The organism is Rhizobium sp. JAB6 (genome assembly GCF_003024605.1).
Classification (GTDB): domain Bacteria; phylum Pseudomonadota; class Alphaproteobacteria; order Rhizobiales; family Rhizobiaceae; genus Rhizobium.
Genome location: NZ_PYJQ01000005.1, coordinates 390816 through 416357 on the forward strand (window position 1 = coordinate 390816; position 25542 = coordinate 416357).

18 protein-coding genes and 4 tRNA genes are annotated in these 25542 nt (G+C 60.1%); 21 read left to right on the forward strand and 1 reads right to left on the reverse strand.

Annotation, left to right across the window (positions count from 1 at the left end; all coding sequences use genetic code 11):
• Nucleotides 1-19 precede the first annotated feature (19 nt).
• From C7U61_RS07725 to C7U61_RS07745, 5 genes are all read left to right on the forward strand, one after another.
• On the forward strand, nt 20-7480 hold the full coding sequence (locus tag C7U61_RS07725; protein ID WP_106997548.1) for a type I polyketide synthase: 7461 nt from the start codon (nt 20-22) through the stop codon (nt 7478-7480).
• Nucleotides 7481-7530: 50 nt separating this feature from the next.
• Nucleotides 7531-8889, forward strand: coding sequence for an aminotransferase class I/II-fold pyridoxal phosphate-dependent enzyme (locus C7U61_RS07730; RefSeq protein WP_245410774.1), 1359 nt, complete (start codon nt 7531-7533; stop codon nt 8887-8889).
• A gap of 18 nt (nt 8890-8907) precedes the next feature.
• Nucleotides 8908-9762 carry an SDR family oxidoreductase gene (locus tag C7U61_RS07735; RefSeq protein ID WP_106997550.1) on the forward strand — a complete coding sequence of 285 codons (855 nt, stop codon included), beginning with the start codon at nt 8908-8910 and terminating at the stop codon, nt 9760-9762.
• A gap of 85 nt (nt 9763-9847) precedes the next feature.
• The gene (locus C7U61_RS07740) at nt 9848-11467 is read left to right on the forward strand and encodes a sulfatase-like hydrolase/transferase (protein ID WP_106997551.1); all 1620 of its coding nucleotides are present in this window, start codon (nt 9848-9850) and stop codon (nt 11465-11467) included.
• Nucleotides 11464-12759 (forward strand): capsular biosynthesis protein, encoded by a 1296-nt coding sequence (locus tag C7U61_RS07745; RefSeq protein ID WP_106997552.1) that lies wholly within the window; start codon nt 11464-11466, stop codon nt 12757-12759. Before C7U61_RS07740 ends, C7U61_RS07745 begins: the two co-directional genes overlap by 4 nt.
• 359 nt (nt 12760-13118) lie before the next feature.
• On the opposite strand, the gene C7U61_RS07750 is transcribed toward C7U61_RS07745, so the two are convergent.
• Nucleotides 13119-13194 (reverse strand) — tRNA-Val (locus C7U61_RS07750).
• Between the two features lie 390 nt (nt 13195-13584).
• Here C7U61_RS07750 and C7U61_RS07755 point away from each other — a divergent pair.
• The 16 genes from C7U61_RS07755 to nuoK all read left to right on the forward strand — a co-directional run bounded on the left by C7U61_RS07755 (nt 13585) and on the right by nuoK (nt 25537).
• Nucleotides 13585-13661: transfer RNA gene (locus tag C7U61_RS07755), tRNA-Asp, on the forward strand.
• 48 nt (nt 13662-13709) lie between these two features.
• A tRNA-Asp gene (locus tag C7U61_RS07760) sits at nt 13710-13786 on the forward strand.
• Between the two features lie 48 nt (nt 13787-13834).
• Nucleotides 13835-13911 (forward strand) — tRNA-Asp (locus tag C7U61_RS07765).
• A gap of 257 nt (nt 13912-14168) precedes the next feature.
• Nucleotides 14169-14534: an NADH-quinone oxidoreductase subunit A gene (locus tag C7U61_RS07770; protein ID WP_034489570.1), complete on the forward strand. Its 366-nt coding sequence runs from the start codon at nt 14169-14171 to the stop codon at nt 14532-14534.
• Nucleotides 14525-15106: an NADH-quinone oxidoreductase subunit B gene (locus C7U61_RS07775; RefSeq protein ID WP_015339504.1), complete on the forward strand. Its 582-nt coding sequence runs from the start codon at nt 14525-14527 to the stop codon at nt 15104-15106. The genes C7U61_RS07770 and C7U61_RS07775 overlap by 10 nt, the downstream gene beginning before the upstream one ends.
• Nucleotides 15107-15124: 18 nt before the next feature.
• Nucleotides 15125-15727, forward strand: coding sequence for an NADH-quinone oxidoreductase subunit C (locus C7U61_RS07780; RefSeq protein ID WP_106997553.1), 603 nt, complete (start codon nt 15125-15127; stop codon nt 15725-15727).
• A 66-nt stretch (nt 15728-15793) separates the two neighbouring features.
• Nucleotides 15794-16984, forward strand: a complete 1191-nt coding sequence (locus C7U61_RS07785; protein ID WP_106997554.1) for an NADH-quinone oxidoreductase subunit D — start codon at nt 15794-15796, stop codon at nt 16982-16984.
• Nucleotides 16984-17301 carry a hypothetical protein gene (locus C7U61_RS07790; RefSeq protein WP_106997555.1) on the forward strand — a complete coding sequence of 106 codons (318 nt, stop codon included), beginning with the start codon at nt 16984-16986 and terminating at the stop codon, nt 17299-17301. Before C7U61_RS07785 ends, C7U61_RS07790 begins: the two co-directional genes overlap by 1 nt.
• Before the next feature lie 15 nt (nt 17302-17316).
• A complete protein-coding gene (locus C7U61_RS07795; RefSeq protein WP_106997556.1) occupies nt 17317-18438 on the forward strand; it encodes an NADH-quinone oxidoreductase subunit E in 1122 nt (373 codons plus the stop codon).
• 10 nt (nt 18439-18448) lie between these two features.
• Nucleotides 18449-19753 (forward strand): NADH-quinone oxidoreductase subunit NuoF, encoded by a 1305-nt coding sequence (gene nuoF, locus C7U61_RS07800; protein WP_069614974.1) that lies wholly within the window; start codon nt 18449-18451, stop codon nt 19751-19753.
• A 9-nt stretch (nt 19754-19762) separates the two neighbouring features.
• Nucleotides 19763-20521 carry a 5' DNA nuclease gene (locus C7U61_RS07805; RefSeq protein ID WP_106997557.1) on the forward strand — a complete coding sequence of 253 codons (759 nt, stop codon included), beginning with the start codon at nt 19763-19765 and terminating at the stop codon, nt 20519-20521.
• 242 nt (nt 20522-20763) lie between these two features.
• The gene (nuoG, locus tag C7U61_RS07810) at nt 20764-22845 is read left to right on the forward strand and encodes an NADH-quinone oxidoreductase subunit NuoG (protein WP_106997558.1); all 2082 of its coding nucleotides are present in this window, start codon (nt 20764-20766) and stop codon (nt 22843-22845) included.
• A gap of 12 nt (nt 22846-22857) precedes the next feature.
• The gene (gene nuoH / locus C7U61_RS07815) at nt 22858-23901 is read left to right on the forward strand and encodes an NADH-quinone oxidoreductase subunit NuoH (protein WP_106997559.1); all 1044 of its coding nucleotides are present in this window, start codon (nt 22858-22860) and stop codon (nt 23899-23901) included.
• Nucleotides 23902-23941: 40 nt separating this feature from the next.
• Nucleotides 23942-24433, forward strand: coding sequence for an NADH-quinone oxidoreductase subunit NuoI (nuoI, locus tag C7U61_RS07820; RefSeq protein WP_069614971.1), 492 nt, complete (start codon nt 23942-23944; stop codon nt 24431-24433).
• A 149-nt stretch (nt 24434-24582) separates the two neighbouring features.
• Complete coding sequence (locus C7U61_RS07825; RefSeq protein WP_015339514.1) at nt 24583-25197, forward strand: NADH-quinone oxidoreductase subunit J; 615 nt, start codon at nt 24583-24585, stop codon at nt 25195-25197.
• Nucleotides 25198-25228: 31 nt separating this feature from the next.
• Complete coding sequence (gene nuoK, locus C7U61_RS07830) at nt 25229-25537, forward strand: NADH-quinone oxidoreductase subunit NuoK (RefSeq protein ID WP_007689961.1); 309 nt, start codon at nt 25229-25231, stop codon at nt 25535-25537.
• Nucleotides 25538-25542: the final 5 nt, after the last annotated feature.

The window sequence follows — 25542 nt, forward strand, 5'->3', positions numbered from 1 at the left end:
CGAATATTGCTGAGAGATCATGACGGTTGAGATTATCGGACGCGCAAGCATTGCCCCCGGGGCGGGTTCTATCGATGAACTGCAGCTCGTACTCAAGGAGGGGCGTTGCACCGTAAGCCGTATACCAGAGGAGCGCTGGGATCTTGCGCGCTTTTGGCATCCGGCTGTTGGCATCCAGGGAAAGACTTACAGTTTTGCAGCCGGCGTCTTCGACGATGTCTACGCCTTCGATCCTGCGGTTTTCGGTCTTTCCCAGCGTGAAGCGATGCAGATGGATCCGCAGCAGCGTATCCTCCTGAATATTGTCTGGCGGGCTCTGGAAGATGCAAACCTGCCGATCGATGGCTTCGAAGGCCAGCGCGTGGGCGTCTATGTCGGCGCGTCCTCGCTTGAATATGGCAATCTGACGCTTGAGGACCCGGCCTCGGGCAGCCCGCATTTCATGACGGGCAACACGCTTTCCATCGTTTCCAACCGCATCTCGCATATATTCGGCCTATGCGGGCCAAGCATGACCATCGATACGGCCTGTTCGTCGTCGCTGGTAGCGCTCGACCAGGCCGTAAAGGCCCTGGAAAATAGTGAGATCGATACTGCGATCGTCGGCGGCATCAATATTCTGCTCAATCCCATGTCCTTCGTGGGCTTTGCCCAGGCACGCATGCTGTCCCCAGAGGGCCTTTGCCGTGCCTATGACGACAATGGCCGAGGCTATGTCCGAGCCGAGGGGGGCGCGGCGATCGTATTGCGCCGCACGGACGTCGCGCTTCGCGAGAAAGACCGCAGCTATGCCAGGATCCATGCCGTAGGCGTCAATTCTTCGGGACGCACCAACGGCATTTCCATGCCGTCGCGCGAGGCGCAGGCTGCCTTGCTTCAGTCGATCTATGAAGGGCACAATATCGACGTCAACCGCATCGCCTTCATCGAAGGGCATGGAACGGGAACGAAGGTCGGCGACCCCGCCGAAATCTGGGCGATCGGCGAAGTCATAGGACGCAATCGGCGGGCGCCTGTGCCGATCGGTTCGATCAAAACGAATATCGGCCATACCGAACCCGCATCCGGCCTTTTCGGGCTGCTGAAGGCCGTGATTGCGCTGGAAAATAATTTCCTTCCGGCTTCTCTGCATTTCGATCATCCGAACGAGTCTATCGATTTCGAGAGCCTGAACGTTCGGGTCAACACATCGACGATCGAGCTGCTTCCAGCCAAGCAGGCACGTTTTGCCGGGATCAATTCCTTCGGCTTCGGCGGAACGAACGCTCATGTCGTCATCAGCGATCCCGATCCGATTGCGCCGCCGGAGCCGCCAATCCGGGGTGAGGGGGTCGTTTTTGCCGTCAGCGCCCACACGGCTTCGGCCCTTTCGACATTGCTCGAGGAATACAGGACCCGTCTTGAAACTGCCGAGCCCAAGGAGGCGCGTCAGATCGTTGCTTCCGCCGCCGCTAACCGCGAACCCATGCGTCATCGCTTCGCAGCCCGCGCAAAGGATAGCGCAGCCGTGCTTGCCGCGATCGATGCGCATCTTGCAGGCAGAAATTCGGTCGGCGAGGCGGGCGAAGCGCCGGCGCAGGCCGCCAAGATTGCCTTCGTCTTTTCCGGCAACGGCGCGCAATGGGCGGGAATGGGTGTCGGCGCCTATCAGAAAAACCGCCACTTCCGGCAATGCTTCCAGTCCTTCAGCGCACTCTTCGAATATTATCTCGGCGAGAAGCTGACCGATGTTCTGGTCGCCTCAGATCTTGCTGCGCGCCTCGCCGATACCAAGATCGCACAGCCGCTGCTGTTCGCGATCCAGGCCTCCCTCTCGGATTGTCTGTGGTCCATGGGCGTCAAGCCGGATGCGGTTTTCGGCCACTCCGTCGGCGAAATCGCAGCCGCCTACGCAGCCAAGGCATTGACAGCAGCCGAGGCGGTCGCAATCGTCGCGAAGCGTTCGCTGCATCAGGATCTTCTTGCCGGCGAAGGCAAGATGGCGGCAGTCGTGCTTGGCGAGGATGCAGCGCTGGCCTTTGCGAAAGCCAGGGGCCTGGACAACATATGTATCGCGGCCATCAACGCGCCGAATTCGGTAACGATCTCCGGACCTGCCGATGAGATAGAGGCCTATAAGGACGCTGCGCGTAAATCCCAGATCGTCGCGCATGTTCTCGATATCAACTACCCATTCCATCACCCCATCATCGATCGCGCCAAGGAGGCCTTCTTCGCAGATTTGCCCGATCTGGCGCCGGATAGCGGGACGGGGACCTTTATCTCGACGGTGACCGGCGAACTGCGTGACGGGCGCCTGCTGGATACGCAATATTGGTGGCGCAATGTTCGCGACCCCGTTCTTTTCAAGGCTGGTTGTCAGGTCGCCTTGGCAATGGGCTGCAATCTCTTCATAGAAATTTCGCCGCGCCCGATCCTGTCGAACTATGTCGCGGAGATCGCAAAACAGGCATCGGTTCAGGCCATCGCAATACCGACTTTGTTGCGCGAGGCCCCCATTGATGGCCATGATCCGGTCTCGCAGTCATTTGCGCGGGCGGTTGCCAATGGCGCGCCTGCGCTGCGCACCCGCGGCAGCGCCACGCGCAACGCCTTCGTCAAGCTGCCGTCTCTGCCTTTCGAGCCTGTGGAGCTTCGTGCTCATGCGACAACGGACGAGATCGATATTTTCGGTCGCGATCGTAAAAGCCCATATACACTGCTTGGCTGGCGCACCGATCTCAATGGTACGAATTGGAAGAACCATCTTGACGCCCGCCTTTTCCCGGACCTTGCCGAACATGTGGTCGATGGCAAGGCAATCATGCCAGGCAGTGGCTTTATCGAAATCGCCGTAACGGCCGCGCAGCGCTATTATGGCACTGATGAAGTCGAAATCGGCAATCTCGAAATCTTCCGGCCGATCGAATTGTCTCAGGACAGGATGGTCGAATTGTCGACCATCCTGTCACCCGAAACCGGAGATCTCGAGATCCGGTCGCGCGAGCGCCTCAGCCATGACGAATGGACGGTGCACGCAGTCGGGCGTTGCCGCAAGCCGCTGCCGGGTGAGATGGATGGCAAGGTGGCCGCGCGATCGAGCGGGGACCGTAAGTCCATATTGACGTCCGAGGTGGCCTATGAAACGGCGGAACGTTTCGGATTGCATTACGGCCCGCATTTCCAGCTTCTGGCGAAAGCCGTGGCGTTCGGCCATCATGCCATCGAAGTGGACCTGAAGCCGGCTGCCCCGCCGTCTCATCCCTTCGCCAGCTATAATCTCAGTCCCATGTCCGTCGATGCGGCCTTTCACGGCCTCGTCGCATTGTTCGATCAATTTTCCGGCGATGAAGCCGGCGCTCCCTATATCCCCGTTCACTTTGGCACGGTGAAGGCTTCCGGCAAGGAAAGATCGATCGTCAAAGCCGTCATCGAGATCGAGCGTTTCAGCGCGAATTCGATCAAGGCGCGTTTCACCCTGTTCGATGCGGAGGGCCGCGCGGCTGCCGTTCTTGACGATTGTCGTTTCCGCCGCACGCAACTGCGCCGCAGGGCGACGCTCGATTCGGTCGCATTTCATTATGAAAGCGTACCTTCCGTTCTTTTCGCCGGCGTCGGCAAACCGGGCACTGACGGGCGGCCGATTCCGTTATCCGCCAACTCCGGCGAGAACCGTGCGCTCAACAATGCCAGCCTTCTTCTTGAAGCCGCGGTCTATCGCGCCTGCCACGATATCGCGCTGAAGGTTGCCGACCGCAACGGCGCCGTCGCATTCTCCGGTCTTCCCGGCGATGCCGAATTCCGGTCTTTCCTCGTCAACTGCCTCTACATTCTGGAAGATGCCGGGATTGCGGAGACGGGAGACGGCAAGTGGCATGTCCCCCTTGAGCCGGCACTGCCGCCGGTGGCTGAACTGCTGCAGGAAATCTATCGGGAGGACGCCGGGCGCGTTGCCGAAAGTGTTCTCGTTGGCGATGCCTATCGCGAGACGCTCGAACATCTGGCGACGATACGTCCGCACGTGCTGGAGCGTGATCCGGCTGCTCAGGGGGCGAACATTCCCGGCGGGGCGACTCTGGAGCATGTGCTTGTTCATTCGCCTCTGAGCGAACGGCGGCTTTCTATGCTTGCCGAGGCACTGGCATCCGCCATCGAAGCTGATGCCGGCGCGATCGAACACGTTTTGGAGGTGGGCTCAGTATCGGCCGCTTTCAGCCGAAAGCTGGCGACGATCGCCGCGGCAGCGGGCGCACGTCTCGTAATCGCCGAGCCGCGTGAGCAGGCGCGCCGAGCATTGGAGATCGCTTTCGAGCGTGATGCGCATGTCATCGTCGCCGATCCGGCCAGGCTGACGGATCGCTATGTTGCGGATATCGTGGTCGCCTCCGGCGATCAAAGCCAGTATCTGCTGCGCCATAATGACGATATCAAGCGAATTGTCCGGACGGTTGCCGTCGGCGGCGCGCGGTTGTTGCTGGTCGATCGTGCGCCGAGCGCCTTCAATGATTTCGTCTTTGGCCTTTCCGAAGGCTGGTTTGCCGATAGCCAATCACCGGAATTCCCGGTCGGACGGCTTGGCACGCCGCAGCAGATCGCCGAACTCCTGGGCAGCTTGGGCTTTGCCAAGCCGCAAATCCGCGAGCAGATATTCCCCGAGGGCGCATTGATAGCGGTGTCGGCTCTATCCGAACGACAACCGGAAACAGCTGTTATCGCTGAGACCGCAGCGCCGATCCTGATCTTGTCGGAGCGGGGGAGGAAGGGTCTCGGCAAGCTGGGTGAGAATGCAAAGGTCATCGATCTCGCTGCGCTATCGGCAGATATCGCCGGCGCTCTCGATGTGGTCGACCGGCGGACCAGCCGGATCGTGTATCTTGCCGGCGCGGAGCGCGGCGATGCTGCGGAACTCTCGCTGTCGCGTCTCTCGATCTTCACCGAACTGGCGAACCTGCTGTCCCAGCACGGCGACGGAGCACGGCCTCGGCTGGTAATCCTGGCGTCGGGCGGCTCTCCACTATCGATTGGCTCCGTTAACGACGCCAATGCCGGCCTATGGGTCTTCGGCCGGGTCCTTCAAAACGAATACGATACCTTTGACGTGCATCTGCTGGACGCCGATGCGGATGACGGTCGAATGTTTTCCGCCGTCGATACCCTGATGACGGCGGAAACGGATAATCGCGAATGGTTCATGGATCGCGCGACCGGAAAGGTCCGGGAGATCAGAGCAGTCTCTGGTCCCTTCGATGCCATCGAAGCAAGCCGCCGGGATTTTGCCGCGGCGATGATCCGGCAACATGTGGGCGGTCGTCTGGATAGCGTCGTCTGGGAGGAAGTAAGCCTTCCTACGCCCGGCGAGAGCGAGATTGTCGTCTCCGTCGACGCGACCGGCCTCAATTTCCGCGATGTCATGTGGGCCATGGGCCTCTTGCCGGAGGAGGCGTTGGAAGACGGCTTTGCCGGCGCCACCATCGGCATGGAATTCGCTGGGCGAATTCTTGCCGTTGGCGATGCTGTCGGCGATCTCAAGCCGGGCGACAAGGTGATGGGGATCGGACCTGCTGCGTTCTCGACCCATGTTCGTGTCCATCGTGATGGCGTGACGAAATTGCCGGACCGGATGGACACCGTTGCGGCTGCGACCGTGCCGGTAGCCTTTTTGACCGCCTATTATGCGATGGTCGAGCTTGGGCGCATTCAGCCGGGTGAAACCATCCTGATTCATGGAGCTGCCGGCGGCGTCGGTCTGGCGGCGCTCCAGATTGCCAAGCACAAGGGTGCCAAGGTGATCGCCACCGCCGGCACGGTCGAGAAGCGCGGCTTCCTCGAAATGCTGGGCGCCGATCATGTGCTTGATTCCCGCTCTCTGGATTTCGTTTCCGGCGTGCGGCGGCTTACGGGCGGCGAGGGTGTCGATCTTGTTCTTAATTCGCTCTTTTCCGAAGCGATGGAGCGGAGCATCGAACTGGTCAAGCCATTTGGCCGCTTCCTGGAGCTCGGCAAGCGCGATTATTATTCCGACCGTAAGATTGGCCTGCGTCCATTCCGGCGCAATGTCAGCTATTTCGGTATCGATGCGGATCAGCTTCTGGTCAACGTACCCGATCTCACACGGCGCATCTTCAGGGAGATCGGTCAGCTTTTCACCGAGGAAAAGCTGACGCCGCTGCCATATCGCGCTTTTGCTTATGACGAGATCGGCAATGCCTTCCGGCTGATGCAGAATGCCGGCCATATCGGCAAAATCGTGGTACGGCCGCCCGTTACGGGCGCGGACGGCGTCTTGCGCGCTCCCGCGAAATCCCTGCGATTCGATGGCAAGGGTGTTTTCCTGGTCGCGGGCGGCATCGGCGGCTTTGGGCTGTCCGCCGCCGATTGGCTCGTTTCGAAGGGTGCGCGCCGCATAGCGCTGTGCTCGCGCAGAGGCATTGCCGATGCGGAAACGAAGCAGGCAATAGCAGATTGGGCAAAGCGGGGTGTCGCCACGACGCTGCATGCCTGCGATATCACCGATGCCGCCGCGGTCGAGACGCTGCTTGCCTCGCTTCGCACCGAAGGAGCATTGAAGGGCGTCATTCACGCCGCCATGGTTCTGGACGACGCACTCCTCGCCAATTTGACGCCCGAACGCAATCGTCCCGTTCTCGAGGTCAAGATCCGTGGCGCGGAAAATCTGGATCGCCTGACGCGAGATGACAGGTTGGAGCTCTTCCTGCTGTTCTCCTCGGCAACGACCATGCTCGGCAATCCCGGCCAGGCCAACTATGTAATGGCAAATGGCTATTTGGAAGGTTTGGCGCGTGCGCGTCGGGCCGCCGGTAGGCCTGCGCTCGCCGTCGGCTTCGGCGCGATCGCCGACAAGGGCTTTCTTGCCCGCAACATCGAGGTCAATGACCTCCTCTCCAAGCGTATCGGCAAGGCGGCGCTGAAGGCGCGGGACGCGCTGGAACAGGTCGAGCGTTATATGTTGGCCGACAGAGGAGCTGTCGATGCAGCCGCGGTCATGATCGCCGAGATCGATTGGAATGCCGCTCGTCTGCTGCCGATCGCCGGACGTTCTCTGTTCGAGCCGCTGATGCGCCATGCCGGCAGTCATCAGGCCCTCAACGAGGGTAACAGCATCGATCTCAGGGAGCTGATCCGGGGGAAATCAGAAGAGGAGGCTCAGGCCGCTCTGCATGCGCTTGTCGCTGCGGAGATTGCCGCCATCCTGCGTGTGACGGAAGACACGGTGACGCCCGACAAGGTTTTGAAGGATATCGGCCTCGATAGCCTGATGGCCATGGAGCTCGGCATGAGCTTCCAGCAGAAAACCGGCTTCGATATTCCTCTGAGCGGCGTGGGCGAGGGTACGACGGTGGGCTATGTCGTCAGCCGTTTGCGTGATCGGGTCATGAATCGCAACGGCGATAGCGCCGCGGGCGACGTGGCGGGCGACGAGGTGGTCGAGCGCCTGGCCCGCAGCCATGCCGCAGAACACGAGAAAAGGGCCGTGCAGTGACCGATGTTAGCGAACCGGCGGATGAGAAGAAAAGCAGGCTGCTCGAGCAGATGCGCCGTGTCGGAGAATCCTCCGGCCGCAATCGGGCCGAACGGCTGAACCGGCAGCCACAGTCGCAACCGCGTCAGGCAACCCGCTTCGAGGACCTGCCGGAATATAAGCGTGTCGCAACGCAGCGCATGGCAGGTGAACTGCTCGGCGTTGCCAATCCATTCTATCGGTCGCACGATGCCGCCGCCGGCGCGACGACGCGCATTGGCGGGCGCGAATTCGTCAATTTTGCCTCCTATGATTATCTGGCGACCAATACCGACCTGCATGTCACCAAGCGCGCCAAGGAGGCGATCGACCGCTTTGGAATCTCGGCATCGGCGAGCCGTCTGGTCGCAGGCGAACGGCCTGATCATGTGGAACTCGAGCGAAGGCTTGCCGAGGTCTACGGCGTCGATGCCGCCGTCTGCTTCGTCAGCGGCTATCTGACCAATGTCGCCGCGATCGGCTGCCTGATGGGGCCGCAGGATCTCGTGATCCACGACGAATTCATTCACAACAGCGCGCTTGCCGGCATCAAGCTTTCCGGAGCCGCCCGCCGGCTGTTCCAGCATAACGATGTCGATAGCCTCGAGAGCATCCTGAAGACGCTGTCGTCGGATTTCCGGCGCATTCTGGTCATCGTCGAAGGCATCTATTCGATGGATGGCGATATCGCCGACCTGCCGGCCCTGCTGGAGCTCAAGGCGCGCTACGGTTTCTGGCTGATGGTCGATGAGGCGCATGCGCTCGGCATTCTCGGCAGGACGGGCCGCGGGACGTTCGAGCACTTCGATCTTGATCCGCGCGAAGTCGATATCTGGATGGGCACGCTCTCGAAGACGACGTCGAGCTGCGGCGGCTATATTGCCGGCACGCGCGCGCTTGCCGATATTCTGAAGGCGGAGGCCGGCGGTTTCGTCTACAGCGTCGGCCTTTCGCCGGTTCTCGCCGCCGCCGCCATAGCTGGCCTCGATATCCTCAAATCCGAGCCGGAGCGGACCGAGCGGCTCAGGCGCAACGGCCATCTGTTCCTCAAAGAGGCAAAGGCGGCCGGCCTCGATACCAGCCTTAGCGTGGGACATTCGGTCGTGCCCGTGATCGTCGGCGATTCGCTTCGGGCGGCGCAGCTTTCGAACGACCTGCTCGCCGAAGGCATCAACGTGCTGCCCATCATTCATCCGGCGGTGCCCGAGGGCATGGCGCGCCTTCGTTTCTTCATCACCTGCAATCACACCGATGAGCAGATCCGGCGCGCGGTCAGGCTGACGGCGGAAAAGCTCAAGAGCTTGAAGGACCGCAATTTCGGTCTTGCCTCGCTGGATATGGAAAAGATGATGCAACTGCTGCCCATGGCCCAGGCTCCAGGCGGCTCATAAGTTCGGGGCGATCGTCTCATGCACGTGATCGTCACGGGAGGTTCGAGCGGAATTGGTCTGGCGATAGCGAAGCTTTATGCGGCCCGAGGGGCTCGAGTTTCGCTTCTTGCTCGCGATAGGGGGCGCCTCGAAGAGGCGCGCGCCGAAATCGCAGCGCTTCCCGGCGTCGACGGCGCCTTTATCCGAACTGCTTCCGTTGACGTGGCCTCCGCCGAACAGACTATCGAGGCGGTAAAGCTTTGCGAGGTCTCCTTCGGCCCTTGCGATATCCTCGTCGCCTCCGCCGGCATCGTGGAGCCCCGCGCCTTCGATGCCATGCCGGCATCGGTTTTCGATGAGCAGATCTCCATCAATCTCCTCGGGACGGCAAACGCGGTCCGTGCCGTCTACGCTGGCATGAAAAGCCGGCGCAGTGGCCGGATCATGATGATTTCTTCGGGTGCCGCCTTGATCGGCATCTTCGGCTATAGCGCTTATTGCGCATCCAAATCGGCGCTGTCGGGCTTTGCGGAGGCCTTGAGCGCGGAAGCCGCCGCCTGGGGCGTGCGGATTTCCATCTGCTTCCCGCCCGATACGATGACGCCGCAATATCGCCGGGAAATCGCTCTCAGGCCGCGCAAAGCGGAGATTTTGATGGGGGCGGTCAAGCCGTGGAGTGCGGAGGCGGTCGCTGCGAGAATCGTCCGTGGGATAGACCGCGGCAGGCATAAAATTCACTTCGGGTTTTCGCTGACGACGCTTGCTTTCTTCGGACCGCTGATAAAACCATTGCTGTTATGGTGGTTTTCGCGCAAAACGCGAAAAATATTTGGTGACGAGGGACATCGCGGTCTTGCCGATCTCGCTGAGCAGAGCTTTGATCGCGATAAGTAATACGAAGCGGGCGCCGACGTTGCACGGCCCGCGAAACAAGTGCAAGAGAAGGTAATCAGGGGTAGGCGGCCCGTTCCTCGCTGGTATGGAATGCTGCCGAGGCAGCGGGCATTTGGATGGCGCAGTCTTGAAGCTTCACGATTTTCCAGTTCTTTTGACGCTTGCCTGCTTTACGTTTTCCTGCGTCATCGTCTTTTTGACCGATCCCTTGGCGATGCCGGCGGCTATCAACGCTGAGAATCGTCCGAAAAGAAGCGGGTGGCGGGTGGCGTGCGACTGGGCGGTAAGAATTCCAGTCATCATCCTGATCTATGCGGCTTTCTTCGCCATTTCCTGGCGCCCGATCTACAGCACGCAGGCCGTCATCAGCTTTTTCGTCATCTTCACCGGCATATCGAGAGCGAAATTCGAGTTCATCCGCGAGCCTCTGGTATTTTCAGACATCGCGCTCGTCGTGGATGTCTTCAAATACAAGGAGATCTTCTACGCGACATCGCTGAACATCGTCTTCTGGATCATCGCTTTTGCCTACGTCTTCGGTCTCAGCGGCCTTTACATGTATCTGGAGCCTACGGTTCTGCCGGACAGCCATGCTGTGTTTTGGATCCTGCTGATACTGGCTGCGGCCTTTGCGCCATGGATCGCTTTGTTCAGCCGCGTCATCAGCGACCCGGTCTGCCGTTTTACCCAGAAGTTTCTCGGCAAGGTTGACGTCAAGATCGATACGGTGCGATTCGGCACCTTCGCCTCTGTCGTTTTTCATTTCGTCATCTGGGTCGGGGTTCGGCGCGAAGCGATCGTCTCGGAATTGTCCGAGCGCTTTATGTCGGCGTTGCATGAGCTTTGGGAACACGGCGAAGACGAACCGCTGATCGTGGTCTGGCAATCCGAATCCTTCATCGATCTCAGACATTTCGGCGTCGACAACATCAAACTTCCCAATCTCGATCGCCTGAGGGAGCAGGCTGCGCAATGGGGCCGCATGACGAGCGTCTTCGAGGGCGGCTATACGCTGCGGACCGAATTTGCCGTGTTGAGCGGGCTGCTGCCCGAAAATGTGCATATTGACGCCAGCTACCCCTATCTGCGCGCCAGCCATTACAAGGATGTCGTCTGGCCGGCGCGGCTGAAAAAGGCCGGCTGGAAGACGCAATTCATCCATCCCTACGACAAGACGTTTTTCCTGCGTCACAAGGCATTGCCGCAGCTTGGCTTCGATCGGATGATGATGCTCGACGAGTTCGATCACAACCCCGAGCGCGATGGGCCCTATGTCAGCGACCTCTCCCTGACGAAAAGCGTGATTCGGACGATCGATAATGACGGCACGAGCAAGAATTTCCTCTTTGTCGCATCCATGGCGAATCACGGCCCCTGGGAGCCGGGTCGCTGCGGCGATCTCGTCAATCCCGTGGATATCTACGGCGAACTCCTGATGCGCGCCGATCATGCGCTCGGCAATCTTGCCCATCACCTCGACAGGCTGGACCGCCCGGTTTGGCTGCTTTTCTACGGCGATCACGCACCGCTGCTGAAAGCCTTCGCCGATCCATTCCCCGATCCGCGCACCGATTATGTCATCGTTCCGCTTGGCCGGGCGCGCGCCCATTCTCAAAGACCGCAGCCGCCGCGGGAAGAGGCGCCCTGGAATCTGATCGGCACATTGCTGCGCTATGCCGGCCTCGCCACCGAGGTCGCGGAATGATGCCCAGCAGGGAACGGGCCGCGCGCCCGCGCGTCTTCCTTTTCCTGCAGGGCCCATCCTCGCCCTTGTTCGTCGAGACTGCCCGGATATTGGAAAAGGCGGGCGGCCGCTGCATCCGCATCAACCTGAATGCGGGGGACTGGATCTCGTGGCGCAGGCACAAGGCCTTCAACTATCGCGGCGACTTTGCCGGATGGCGCGCCTATGTCAGGCTCCGAATAGAAGCAGAAAATGTCACCGACCTGATTCTGCATGGCGAAGAGCGTCCCTATCATCGGGTCGCCGTCGAGGAGGCCCGTCGCGCCGGTGTTGCCGTCAATGTCGTTGAGATGGGATATCTGCGGCCGGACTGGGTGACGCTGGAGCGAGATGGCCTCTCCTCCAATTCGCGCTTTCCCGCCGATCCGGCCCATATTCTGAAGGCCGCGTCCAATCTGCCGGAACCGGATTGGATGCGTCGCTACCACCAGACGTTCCTGGCGGAAGCGCTTTACGATCTCGCCTATTATCTGCCGACCGTCTTTCTGTGGTTTCTCTATCCCGGTTATCGGCGGCACGGCCTCTACCATCCCTTGATGGAATATGCCGGATGGCTGAAGAAACTGCCCATAAGCGGCAGAAGGACACGGGAAGCGCAGGGTGTGATCGAGAATCTGATCGCCGGCAACAAACGCTTCTTCGTCTATCCCCTGCAGCTTCAGACCGATTTTCAGCTCCGCGCGCATTCGCCCTTCCATCAGCAGCAGGATGCGATCCGGCTGATTCTCCGTTCCTTTGCGGAGAATGCCGCGCGGGACACGCATCTCATCCTAAAACTTCATCCGCTCGACAACGGGTTGGTGGACTGGCGGGCCTATGCCGGGCACATCGCCACCTCATACGGATTGTCGTCGCGCATCGATCTGATCGATGGCGGCAGTCTCGACCGGCTGATTGCCGCCAGCCAGGGCATGGTGACGGTCAACTCGACCGCGGCACTTTCGGCACTGCAGGCGGGAAAGCCGGTGAAAGCGCTGGGCGCCGCGATCTACGATATCGATGGGCTGATCGATCAGGGCGGCTTGGATCGATTCTGGCTGGACCCAACACCGCCGTCACCGGAACTGCGCGACGCATTCTTTCGCCTGCTGGCCGCGGCGGTACAGGTGCGCGGCAATTTCTGCTCCGGCGAGGGGGCGCGCGCCGCCGCCGCCCAGATTGCCGAGAGACTATTATCGCGGGCGGTCAATTTGCCTGACGCCTATGTCGACCCGCCGCCAAGGTCGCGGCCGATAAAGCTTCATGTGCCGTAAGGACGATGCGCTAGAATGGAAGAAGAATTCGTGCCGCTACCAAGCCTTCAGGCTTAAATTGACAATGCGAGCACTTACATATGGACTGATGGAGAACCCGGCGCGGCGATTCGACGTTGGGAGTGAATGTGGATAACGGTTTGCCGGGAGCAAACGCCATGAATGACAGCAAGATGGAACGATTCATGTTGAAGGAGCTGCTGATCATCATAGCAGCCCTCGTGCTTGTTTCCGTGGTGCTTTTGGGCGTGATTATTCTCGGCAACTACTGAGCCGACGCCATAGGCGCGCAACGTCGCTTATCCGGAGCGCAACAAAGCTGCTCGCAGATCAACCGATAACTTAATCTGTCTGAGAAGTGGTGGGCGATGAGAGACTCGAACTCCCGACATCCTCGGTGTAAACGAGGCGCTCTACCAACTGAGCTAATCGCCCTTCTGCGAAGCGGGTCATTGCCCCGCCGCGTTCGGTGGCCGTGATCTATGCGGAACGAGGAAAAACCGCAAGAGTGTTTATGAAGATTTTTTGATTTTTTTGATTTTTGCGCCGTCCCAGCCGCGCTCATCCACATGCACGGATGCGACGCCCGCCGGATTATTCCCATGCATATCAGGTCCCCATGAAATGCATGAGGCGGGAACCTGCCATGTGAAATCGAGAGGACCGAAAATTGCGGGAGCGCTTGTCCAAAACAATTCGCATTCTGTCATCGATTTGTATTCAAACCTGCTTGACACCCAAACACGAACCCCGTAGTTAGCCGCTCATCGAACGGCGAGGCCGCTTTGATGGATGCGGAAGCATCTGAAATGCTTGAAATGAAATGCGGGTGTAGCTCAGTCGGTTAGAGTGCCGGCCTGTCACGCCGGAGGTCGCGGGTTCGAGCCCCGTCACTCGCGCCATTTCAAGGCAAATTTCGGATCCGCACCGGCTGAAAGGCCAAACAATGCGCGGGTGTAGCTCAGTCGGTTAGAGTGCCGGCCTGTCACGCCGGAGGTCGCGGGTTCGAGCCCCGTCACTCGCGCCATTTCAAGGCAAATTTCGGATCCGCACCGGCTGAAAGGCCAAACAATGCGCGGGTGTAGCTCAGTCGGTTAGAGTGCCGGCCTGTCACGCCGGAGGTCGCGGGTTCGAGCCCCGTCACTCGCGCCATTTTCTCCAAGCCATTACAATCAAACATCATTTTATTGCGATTGCGAAAGAGCCTTTTCGCGTCAGCGCTGATTTGTCGCGTTGCCGTCGCAACACATTGATATCTACCGCTCGATAGTACCCTAACGGACAGATTCAAAAGGCTTGCGCGCGCGCTCCGCCTGCGCTAACCACGGCTCTGTTGCAACGCTCTTTCGCTTGCTGGGCATTTGCTCAGATGCGCCGCCCGGCGCTGACCGCAAGCAGGGATGGACATGATGACTGGACTGCTCAGTTCCTATATTCCGATAGCGATTTTCATTGGTATTGCCCTGGTGATTGGCCTGGCGCTGTTGATCACGCCGTTTGCCGTCGCCTTCAAGGCGCCTGACTCGGAAAAGCTGTCGGCCTATGAATGCGGTTTCAACGCATTCGATGACGCCCGCATGAAGTTCGATATCCGCTTCTACCTGGTATCGATTCTCTTCATCATCTTCGATCTGGAAGTCGCCTTCCTTTTCCCGTGGGCCGTATCCTTCGGTGCGATCGGCTGGTTCGGGTTCTGGTCGATGATGGTGTTCCTCGCGGTGCTGACCATCGGCTTTATCTATGAATGGAAGAAGGGAGCCCTGGAATGGGAGTAGCCCCAAGCAACACGACGCTCGTTGCGCCGCAGCCGAAGGGGATCATCGATCCCGCGACCGGCCGTCCGGTCGGCAGCAACGATCCGTTCTTCGGCGAAATCAATAATGAGCTCGCCGACAAGGGTTTTCTGGTCACCTCTACCGATGAACTGATCAACTGGGCCCGCACCGGCTCCTTGATGTGGATGACCTTCGGTCTCGCCTGCTGCGCCGTTGAGATGATGCAGGTCTCCATGCCGCGTTACGACGTGGAGCGTTTCGGCTTTGCGCCGCGCGCTTCGCCCCGCCAGTCCGACGTCATGATCGTTGCCGGTACGCTCACCAACAAGATGGCGCCCGCTCTGCGCAAGGTCTATGACCAGATGCCCGAGCCGCGTTATGTCATCTCGATGGGCTCCTGCGCCAACGGCGGCGGCTACTATCACTATTCCTATTCGGTCGTTCGCGGATGCGATCGCGTGGTGCCGATCGACATTTATATTCCGGGCTGTCCTCCCACCGCGGAAGCGCTGCTTTACGGCGTGCTTCTGCTGCAGAAGAAGATCCGGCGCACCGGCACGATCGAACGGTAAGGCAGGGGACAAGGTATTATGAGTGAAGCCCTGAACGAGCTCGCCGGCTACCTCACGGAAGTTCGCAGCGCCCTGATCTCGTCGAGCGAGATCAAGTATGGCGAGCTGACCGTGACGACGACGACCGAAAACGTTATCGCCCTGCTGACCTTCCTGCGTGACGACGCCAAGTGCGGCTTTGTCAACATGACGGATATTTGCGGCGTCGACTGGCCGCAGCGCGCCGAGCGTTTCGACGTGGTATACCATCTGCTGTCGCCCAAGAAGAATCTGCGCATCCGCGTCAAGGTTTCCGTCGGCGAGGATCAGCCCGTTCCCTCCGCCTGCGGCATCTACCCGGGCGCCGATTGGTTCGAGCGCGAAACCTGGGACATGTACGGCGTTCTCTTCACCGGTCACCCTGATCTGCGCCGTCTGCTGACGGACTATGGTTTCGAAGGCCATCCGCTTCGCAAGGATTTCCCGACGACCGGTTTCGTCGAGGTCCGCTATGACGATGCCGCCAAGCGCGTCGTCTACGAGCCGGTGGAGCTGAAGCAGGAATTCCGCAACTTCGACTTCCTTTCGCCGTGGGAGGGCACCGATTATGTGCTGCCCGGCGACGAGAAGGCGAAAGCCTAATTGTTGGCGTGTGGCAGGCCTCGACCTGCCATTCTCTGAATATCTGACAACGCGAGCATCGCCGCCATGACAGAACATAACGTTCGCAACTTCAACATCAATTTCGGTCCGCAGCATCCGGCCGCGCACGGCGTTTTGCGTCTTGTCCTCGAATTGGACGGCGAAATTGTGGAACGCGTCGATCCGCATATCGGCCTGCTGCATCGCGGCACGGAAAAGCTGATCGAAACGAAGACCTATCTCCAAGCCGTTCCTTACTTCGATCGCCTCGACTACGTGGCGCCGATGAACCAGGAACATGCCTATGCGCTGGCTGTCGAAAAGCTGCTCGGTATCGATATTCCGATCCGCGGCCAGCTGATCCGCGTGCTCTATTCGGAAATCGGCCGCATCCTGTCGCATCTTTTGAACGTCACCACGCAGGCCATGGACGTCGGCGCGCTGACGCCGCCGCTATGGGGCTTCGAAGAGCGTGAAAAGCTGATGGTGTTCTATGAGCGCGCCTCCGGCTCGCGCATGCATGCCGCCTATATTCGTCCGGGCGGTGTTCACCAGGATCTTCCCGAAAAGCTCGTGCAGGATATCGGCGACTGGTGCGACCCCTTCCTGAAGGCGCTCGACGATATCGACGACCTCCTGACCGGCAACCGCATCTTCAAGCAGCGTAACGTCGATATCGGCGTGGTTTCGCTGGAAGACTGTTGGGCCTGGGGTTTCTCCGGCGTCATGGTCCGCGGCTCCGGTGCAGCCTGGGACCTGCGCAAGGCGCAGCCCTACGAATGCTATTCCGATCTCGAATTCGACATTCCGATCGGCAAGAACGGCGACTGCTACGACCGTTACCTCATCCGCATGATCGAAATGCGCGAATCCGTCCGCATCATGAAGCAGTGCGTCAATCGCCTGCTCGGCGATGCCAAGACCGGACCGGTTTCGTCGCTCGACGGTAAGGTCGTTCCGCCGAAGCGCGGTGAGATGAAGCGCTCCATGGAAGCGCTGATCCACCACTTCAAGCTTTATACCGAAGGCTATCACGTGCCGGCTGGCGAGGTTTATGCAGCCGTCGAAGCGCCGAAGGGCGAGTTCGGCGTGTACCTCGTCTCGGACGGCTCCAACAAGCCGTATCGCTGCAAGATCAGGGCGCCGGGCTATGCGCATCTGCAGGCCATGGACTTCATGTGCCGCGGCCATCAGCTCGCCGACGTCGCAGCCGTGCTCGGTTCGCTCGATATCGTCTTCGGTGAGGTGGATCGCTGATGCGGGTCTGGCAGGTAATAGTTCCGGCGCTTCTGGTCGCCTGCGGTGCTTCGGCACAGCAGACCGGCAAGACGCCGAGCCTGCCGACGCTCAACCTGCAGGGTTCGAATGCGACGAGCACGAATACTGCAAAGGGCGGAAATGAGGGTACGTCGACTGGGGATTCGACCGTTGCGGACCTTCTCTCCCGTGGCTACCAGATCAAGGCCGCTGTCCCGAACGGCGGTAAGTTCGTTGTGTTTATGCAGAAAGACCAGTCGGCCTATGCCTGCGAATTCTCGTCTCTGACGAATACGCGGTGTGGGTCCTTAAACTGAGATAAGGCGTGAAAGATGTCCGTTCGTCGACTAGCCGAAGATCAATTCCAGCCTGCCGCCTTCGCTTTCAATGCGGAGAATGCGGTCTGGGCTGAAAAGACGATCAAGAAATATCCGGAGGGCCGCCAGCAGTCCGCGATCATCCCTCTGATGATGCGTGCGCAGGAGCAGGAAGGCTGGGTCACCAAGGCGGCTATCGAAACGATCGCCGACATGCTCGACATGGCCTATATCCGCGCGCTCGAAGTCGCGACCTTCTATACGCAGTTCCAGCTGCACCCGGTCGGCACGCGTGCCCACGTCCAGGTTTGCGGCACGACGCCCTGCATGCTGCGCGGTGCCGAGGGGCTGATCAAGGTCTGCAAGAGCCGGATCAACGATCACGCTTTCGAGCGCAATGCCGACGGCACGCTCTCCTGGGAAGAGGTCGAATGTCAGGGCGCCTGCGTCAACGCACCGATGGTGGTGATCGGCAAGGATACCTATGAGGACCTGACGCCGGCACGGCTGGAAGAAATCATCGATGCATTCGCCGCAGGCAAGGGTCATGAAATTCCGACCGGTCCGCAGATCGATCGTGTTTTCTCCGCTCCGGAAGGCGGTCTGACCTCGCTCGTTTCGGATGAAGCAAAGGCAAAGAGCACGGCGGGTAAGACGGCCAAGGCAACCGCTGACACGGTATCGATCCCGCCGTCCGAAGCCGCCCGTGCCAAGAGCACGGACGCGGAAACCAATACGAGCCTGAAGACGCCGGCGACGGAACCGGCTGCCGCGGCCAAGAATGCCAAGGCTGCCGAAACGCAGCCGCTTTCTGGGACCGCGGCCGCGGAACCCGTAGCCGGGAGACCGTCGCTGGATGATAAGGATCGCCCGGCTGGCATCGAAAGACCCACACAGCCGGATAATCTGCAGCTCATTTCAGGTGTCGGCCCGAAGATAGAAGGAACCTTGCATGAGCTCGGCATCTTCACTTTCGCGCAGATCGCAAGCTGGAATGAGGCCGAGCGCCGCTGGGTCGATGGTTATCTGAATTTCAGGGGCCGGATCGAACGAGACGACTGGGTCAGGCAGGCTGAGGCACTCGCTAAGGGTGGCGAAGCGGAATATATCAAGGTCTTCGGCAAGAAGCCGCGGTAAGAGGTGAAGCATGTTACAGGATCAGGATCGCATCTTTACCAATATCTACGGCCTCAAGGATAAGTCTCTGAAGGGCGCGATGTCGCGCGGCCATTGGGACGGCACGAAGCAAATCCTCGAAAAGGGCCGTGACTGGATTATCAACGAGATGAAGGCATCCGGCCTTCGCGGTCGCGGCGGTGCAGGCTTCCCGACAGGCCTCAAGTGGTCCTTCATGCCGAAGGAAAGCGATGGCCGCCCGCATTATCTCGTCGTCAACGCCGACGAGTCCGAGCCCGGCACCTGCAAGGACCGCGACATCATGCGCCACGATCCGCATACGCTGATCGAAGGCTGCGTCATCGCAGGTTTCGCCATGGGTGCGAACACCGCCTACATCTATGTCCGCGGCGAATACATGCGCGAGCGTGAAGCCCTGCAGGCTGCCATCGATGAGTGCTACGACGCCGGATTGCTGGGCAAAAACAATAAGCTCGGTTGGGATTTTGATGTTTTCGTTCATCACGGTGCCGGCGCCTATATCTGCGGCGAAGAAACCGCGCTGCTGGAAAGCCTGGAAGGCAAGAAGGGCCAGCCGCGCCTGAAGCCGCCATTCCCGGCCAATATGGGTCTCTACGGTTGCCCGACCACCGTCAACAACGTCGAGTCGATTGCCGTTGCTCCGACGATCCTGCGCCGCGGCGCCGGCTGGTTCTCCTCCTTCGGCCGTCCGAACAATGTCGGCACGAAGCTCTTCATGATCTCGGGCCATGTCAACCGTCCCTGCACGGTGGAAGAAACCATGGGCATCACCTTCCGCGAGCTGGTCGACAAGCATGCGGGCGGGGTTCGCGGCGGCTGGGACAACCTGCTTGCCGTCATCCCCGGCGGCGCATCGTGCCCGGTCGTTCCGGCGGCCGATATCATCGACTGCCCGATGGATTTCGACGGCCTGCGCGAAGTCAAGTCGTCCTTCGGCACGGCTGCGGCGATCGTCATGGACAAGTCGACCGACATCATCAAGGCGATTGCGCGCATCTCGGCCTTCTTCAAGCACGAGAGCTGCGGCCAGTGCACACCGTGCCGCGAAGGAACGGGCTGGATGTGGCGCGTTCTTGAGCGTATGGCTCGCGGCAACGCGCAGAAGCGCGAGATCGACATGCTGTTCCAGGTGACGAAGCAGATCGAAGGCCATACCATCTGTGCGCTCGGTGACGCAGCCGCATGGCCGGTGCAGGGTCTCATCCGCAATTTCCGTCCCGAAATCGAAAAGCGCATCGACCAGTATACCGCCAACGCGACAAGCCACGGCGCAGTACTGGAAGCAGCGGAGTAAGGGTCGAAGATGGCGAGGACCAGCAATATCAGGCAGGACAGCCGAGCGACCGATCATGCATCGGGCGATTTCGGCCGCGTTGCTGCCGATATGCTCGGGAACGCGCCGATCATGCCGATCCATCCGCTGATGGCCCATCCGGCCGCAGCCGTCGCTGCCGTCACCGCGATCGGCTTCGGTTTCGCCTCGCAGATGGCGGGTGCATTCCTCGGGGCGTTTCAGGGTGCCGTTCAGGCAACCACCAAACTGGCCGAAGCCCTGGAAGACGAAAAGCATCAGGCTGAGGTCGCTGAGAAACCACCTGCGGCCGATGGCGGGGCGGGGGATGTAAAGCCTGTGAAGGCGGCGTCCGTTGCCATGCAGGCTGCGCCGAAGCCAGTCGCACCGAAGCCGGCTGCTGCAAAGCAAAAGCCGGCTGCCGTGAAGAAAGCCGAGCCAAAGCCGGCTGCTGCCGCGCCCAAAATCGCGACGGCGACTGCAAAGGAGACGGCAAGGGTCGAAGCCTCCCCGCCGGTCGCCGCCAAGCCGACCACTGGACGCGGCCGCAGGGCGGCCGAGAAGGCTGACGACCTGAAGCGGATCTCCGGCATAGGTCCGAAGCTGGAGCAGGTGCTGAACGGACGTGGCATCAAGCAGTATGTCGATATCGCCGCCTGGAGCGATGCGGATATCGAGCGGATCGACGCTGAGTTGGGCTTCGATGGTCGCATCCGGCGCGATGACTGGATTGGGCAGGCGAAGGCGCTGCTGCCGAAGGGCCGGAGTTGAGATTTTTCCTCGGCTGGATGGTGGCCGGGGATGGTGAATGAACGCGCTCGAGATCATTGCGGAGATGTCCGCGATGTTTCGGTCGCAAAGCTGGTCTTGCGGGGACAAGATTCAGCAAAGCTTATTGTGAGCGAACCGGTGCTATCAGGCGTTTGAGCCGCCCCGATGGCAATCCGGTTTGTGATCATGAAATTGTCTGCGGCCGGATTGGGCTGGAGACGTGACATAGGACTGAGTGGACGATGGCTAAACTGAAGATTGACGGTAAAGAGATCGAAGTTCCGGATCACTACACGCTTATCCAGGCGTGTGAGGAAGCCGGCGCCGAAGTCCCGCGCTTCTGCTTCCATGAACGACTGTCAGTGGCCGGCAATTGCCGCATGTGCCTCGTAGAGGTGAAGGGTGGCCCGCCGAAGCCGCAGGCATCCTGCGCCATGGGCGTTCGCGATATCCGTGGCGGCCCGAACGGCGAGCTTCCGGAAGTCTTCACCAACACGCCGATGGTCAAGAAGGCCCGCGAAGGCGTGATGGAATTCCTGCTGATCAACCACCCGCTGGATTGCCCGATCTGCGACCAGGGCGGCGAATGCGACCTGCAGGACCAGGCCATGGCCTTCGGTATCGACAGTTCGCGCTATCAGGAAGACAAGCGCGCTGTCGAAGACAAATATATCGGCCCGCTCGTCAAGACCGTGATGAACCGCTGCATTCACTGCACGCGCTGCGTCCGCTTCACGACGGAAGTTGCCGGCATTTCCGAACTCGGCCTTATCGGCCGCGGTGAAGATGCCGAAATCACCACCTATCTCGAGCAGGCGATGACCTCCGAGCTGCAGGGCAACGTCGTTGACCTTTGCCCGGTCGGCGCCTTGACCTCGAAGCCCTTCGCCTTCACCGCTCGTCCGTGGGAACTGAACAAGACCGAATCGATCGACGTCATGGACGCTCTCGGCTCGGCGATCCGCGTCGATACGCGCGGCCGCGAAGTCATGCGCATCCTGCCCCGCGTCAATGAGCAGATTAACGAAGAGTGGATCTCCGACAAGACCCGTTTCATCTGGGACGGCCTGAAGACGCAGCGCCTCGACAAGCCCTATGTCCGCAAGGACGGTCGCCTGCAGCCGGCAAGCTGGAGCGACGCTTTCGCTGCCATCAAGTCGGCCGTTTCCGCCACCAGCGGCGACAAGATCGGCGCCATTGCCGGCGATCTAGCCTCGGTCGAGGAAATGTACGCTCTCGCCGAATTGCTGAAGTCGCTCGGATCGGAAAATCTCGACTGTCGCCAGGACGGGACGGCGCTTGATCCGTCGCTCGGCCGCGCGAGCTATATCTTCAACCCCAGCATCCAGGGTATCGAAGCCGCCGACGCGCTGCTGATTGTCGGCGCCAATCCGCGCTTCGAAGCGGCCGTGATGAATTCGCGCATCCGCAAGCGCTGGCGCCGCGGCAAGTTCCCGATCGGCGTGATCGGTGAGGCTGCAGATCTTCGCTACTCCTATGATTATCTCGGCGCTGGTCCGGATACGCTGGCCGATCTCGTCAGCGGCTCGCACAGCTTCGCCGACGTGCTGAAGAATGCCCAGAAGCCGATGATCATCATCGGCCAGGGCGCTCTGATCCGCGAAGACGGTGCCGAGGTTCTGGCAAATGCTGCCAAGCTCGCCGCAGCAGTCGGCGTCGTCAAGGAAGACTGGAACGGCTTTGCCGTGCTGCATACGGCCGCTGCACGTGTCGGCGGCCTCGATCTCGGCTTCGTGCCGGGCGCAAAGGGCGTCAATGCGGCTGCCATGCTGTCGTCGATGGACGTCCTCTTCCTGCTGGGCGCCGACGAGCTCGATTTCAGCCGCAAGGGCGCGAAGTTCACTGTCTATATCGGCTCGCACGGCGATAACGGCGCTCAGAATGCCGATGTCATCCTGCCGGCGGCTGCCTATACCGAAAAGTCGGGCACCTGGGTCAACACCGAGGGCCGCGTCCAGATGGGCAACCGTGCCGGTTTTGCACCGGGCGAGGCTCGCGAGGACTGGGCGATCATCCGTGCCCTTTCCGACGTACTCGGCAGGAAGCTTCCCTTTGATTCGCTGAGGGAATTGCGGGCAAAGCTCTATGCAGCCTTCCCGCATTTCGCCGGGATCGACGAGATTGCCGAAACCGATAGCGCCCAAATTGCCGCACTTGCGAAAAAAGCCGGCGCGATGGGCAAATCGGCATTTGCTTCGCCGATCAAAGACTTCTATTTGACGAACCCGATAACGCGCGCATCGGCTGTCATGGCCGAATGCTCGGCATTGGCCCGCAACAATTTCCGCGTTGCGGCAGAGTAAGGGCACAGGACTATGGACTCATTCGTTTCCACCTATCTTTGGCCGGCGCTGATCATAATCGGCCAGTCCTTGCTGCTCCTGGTCTGCCTGCTGGTCTTCATCGCATACATTCTGCTTGCAGACCGCAAGATCTGGGCGGCCGTCCAGCTGCGCCGCGGCCCGAACGTCGTCGGCCCCTTCGGTCTGTTCCAGTCCTTTGCCGACCTGCTGAAGTTCATGTTCAAGGAGCCGATCATCCCGGCCGGCGCCAACAAGACCGTGTTCCTGCTGGCCCCGCTGGTTTCGGTGGTGCTGGCGCTGTCGACCTGGGCGGTCGTGCCGGTGGCGCAGAACTGGGTCGTCGCCGACATTAACGTCGGCATCCTCTACATTCTGGCGATCTCCTCGCTCGAGGTATACGGCATCATCATGGGCGGCTGGGCTTCGAACTCGAAGTACCCGTTCCTCGGCGCGCTGCGCTCGGCAGCGCAGATGGTATCCTACGAAGTCTCGATCGGCCTTGTCATCGTCACCGTGCTGCTTTGCGTCGGTTCGCTGAACCTGACGGATATCGTGCTGTCGCAGCAGACCGGTCTCGGCACCAAGCTCGGCCTGCCGGCTTCGTTCCTCGACTGGCACTGGCTATCGCTGTTCCCGATGTTCATCGTGTTCTTCATTTCGGCGCTTGCTGAAACGAACCGCCCGCCCTTCGATCTTCCGGAAGCGGAATCGGAGCTGGTTGCCGGCTTCATGGTCGAATACGGCTCTTCGCCGTACATGATGTTCATGCTCGGCGAATATGCAGCCGTCGTCCTGATGTGCTCGCTGACGACGATCCTCTTCCTCGGCGGCTGGCTGCCTCCGGTCGATATCTGGATCCTGAACTGGGTTCCGGGCATCATCTGGTTCCTGCTGAAGTCGTGCTTTGTGTTCTTCATGTTCGCGATGGTGAAGGCGTTCGTGCCGCGCTACCGCTACGACCAGCTCATGCGCCTTGGCTGGAAGGTTTTCCTGCCGCTGTCGCTCGCCATGGTCGTTATCGTTGCATTCGTGCTGAAGCTGACGGGATGGGCATGATGATGTCGATTCTCGCTTCAAGCAGATTTGGAGGTTGAAGATGGCCGGAATTTCCAACGCCGTCAGCTCACTGTTCCTCAAGGAATTTGTCGGCGCATTCTTTTTGTCGATGCGTTACTTCTTCAAACAGAAGGCAACGATCAACTACCCCTTCGAAAAGGGGCCGGTCAGCCCGCGCTTCCGCGGCGAACATGCGCTGCGCCGTTATCCCAACGGCGAAGAGCGTTGCATCGCCTGCAAACTCTGCGAAGCCATTTGTCCTGCCCAGGCCATCACCATCGAGGCCGGACCACGCCGCAACGACGGCACCCGCCGCACGGTGCGTTACGACATCGACATGGTGAAGTGCATCTATTGCGGCTTCTGCCAGGAGGCTTGCCCGGTCGACGCCATCGTCGAAGGGCCGAACTTCGAATTCGCCACCGAGACCCGCGAAGAACTCTACTTCGACAAGGCGCGGCTTTTGGACAATGGCGACCGCTGGGAACGCGAAATCGCGCGCAATATCGCGATCGATTCGCCGTACCGCTGAGCGGAGTTTTGAATATGCCGTGACGGGCGGTCAAGCGTCGCCGTCGCGGTTGAATATAGACCGGGGCTTTGCCGGACATGGGTCCGACCGAGCTCCATCGGGCAGGGGAAACACCTCGCTGCCCGGGGGAAGACGAAAAAGGCACCAACATGGGTCTGCAGGCTCTTTTTTTCTATATCTTCGCCTTTGTCGCTGTGGCGTCGGCGTTCATGGTTATCTCGGCGCGGAATCCGGTCCATTCGGTCCTGTTCCTCATCCTGGTTTTCTTCAACGCGGCCGGTCTCTTCCTGCTGATGGGGGCTGAATTCCTGGCGATGATCCTGCTGGTCGTTTATGTCGGGGCCGTGGCGGTTCTCTTCCTTTTCGTCGTCATGATGCTCGATATCGATTTCTCCGAACTCAGGGCCGGCATCCTGGAATACGCACCGATCGGCGCTTTGATCGGCGTCATTCTCGCGGCCGAGCTGATTGTCGTGATCGGCGGCAGCGTGATTTCGCCGACCATTGCCAAGACCGTCGCCATGCCGATCCCGGCCTTGACGCAGCGGACGAACACCGCCGCCCTCGGCGACGTGCTTTACACCAACTACGTTTATTTCTTCGAGATCGCTGGCCTCGTTCTGCTGGTCGCGATGATCGGTGCAATCGTGCTGACGCTGAAGCATCGCACGCACATCAAGCGCCAGAACATTTCCCAACAGGTCGCCCGCACGCCCGCGACCGCCGTCGAGGTGGTCAAGGTCAAGCCGGGGCAGGGCGTCTGAGGCGAGGCACGAGGATCAAAGGAACAACAACATGGTCATCGGACTTTCCCATTACCTCACGGTCAGCGCCATTCTCTTCGTGCTCGGCGTCTTCGGTATCTTTCTGAACCGCAAGAACGTCATCATCATCCTAATGTCCGTCGAACTCATATTGCTCGCCGTCAACATCAACATGGTCGCCTTCTCGTCGTTCCTCAACGACATTGTCGGCCAGGTTTTCGCTCTATTCATTTTGACCGTCGCTGCGGCTGAAGCGGCGATCGGTCTTGCAATTCTCGTCGTCTTCTACCGTAACCGCGGCTCCATCGCGGTCGAAGACGTCAACGTGATGAAGGGCTGATAAAG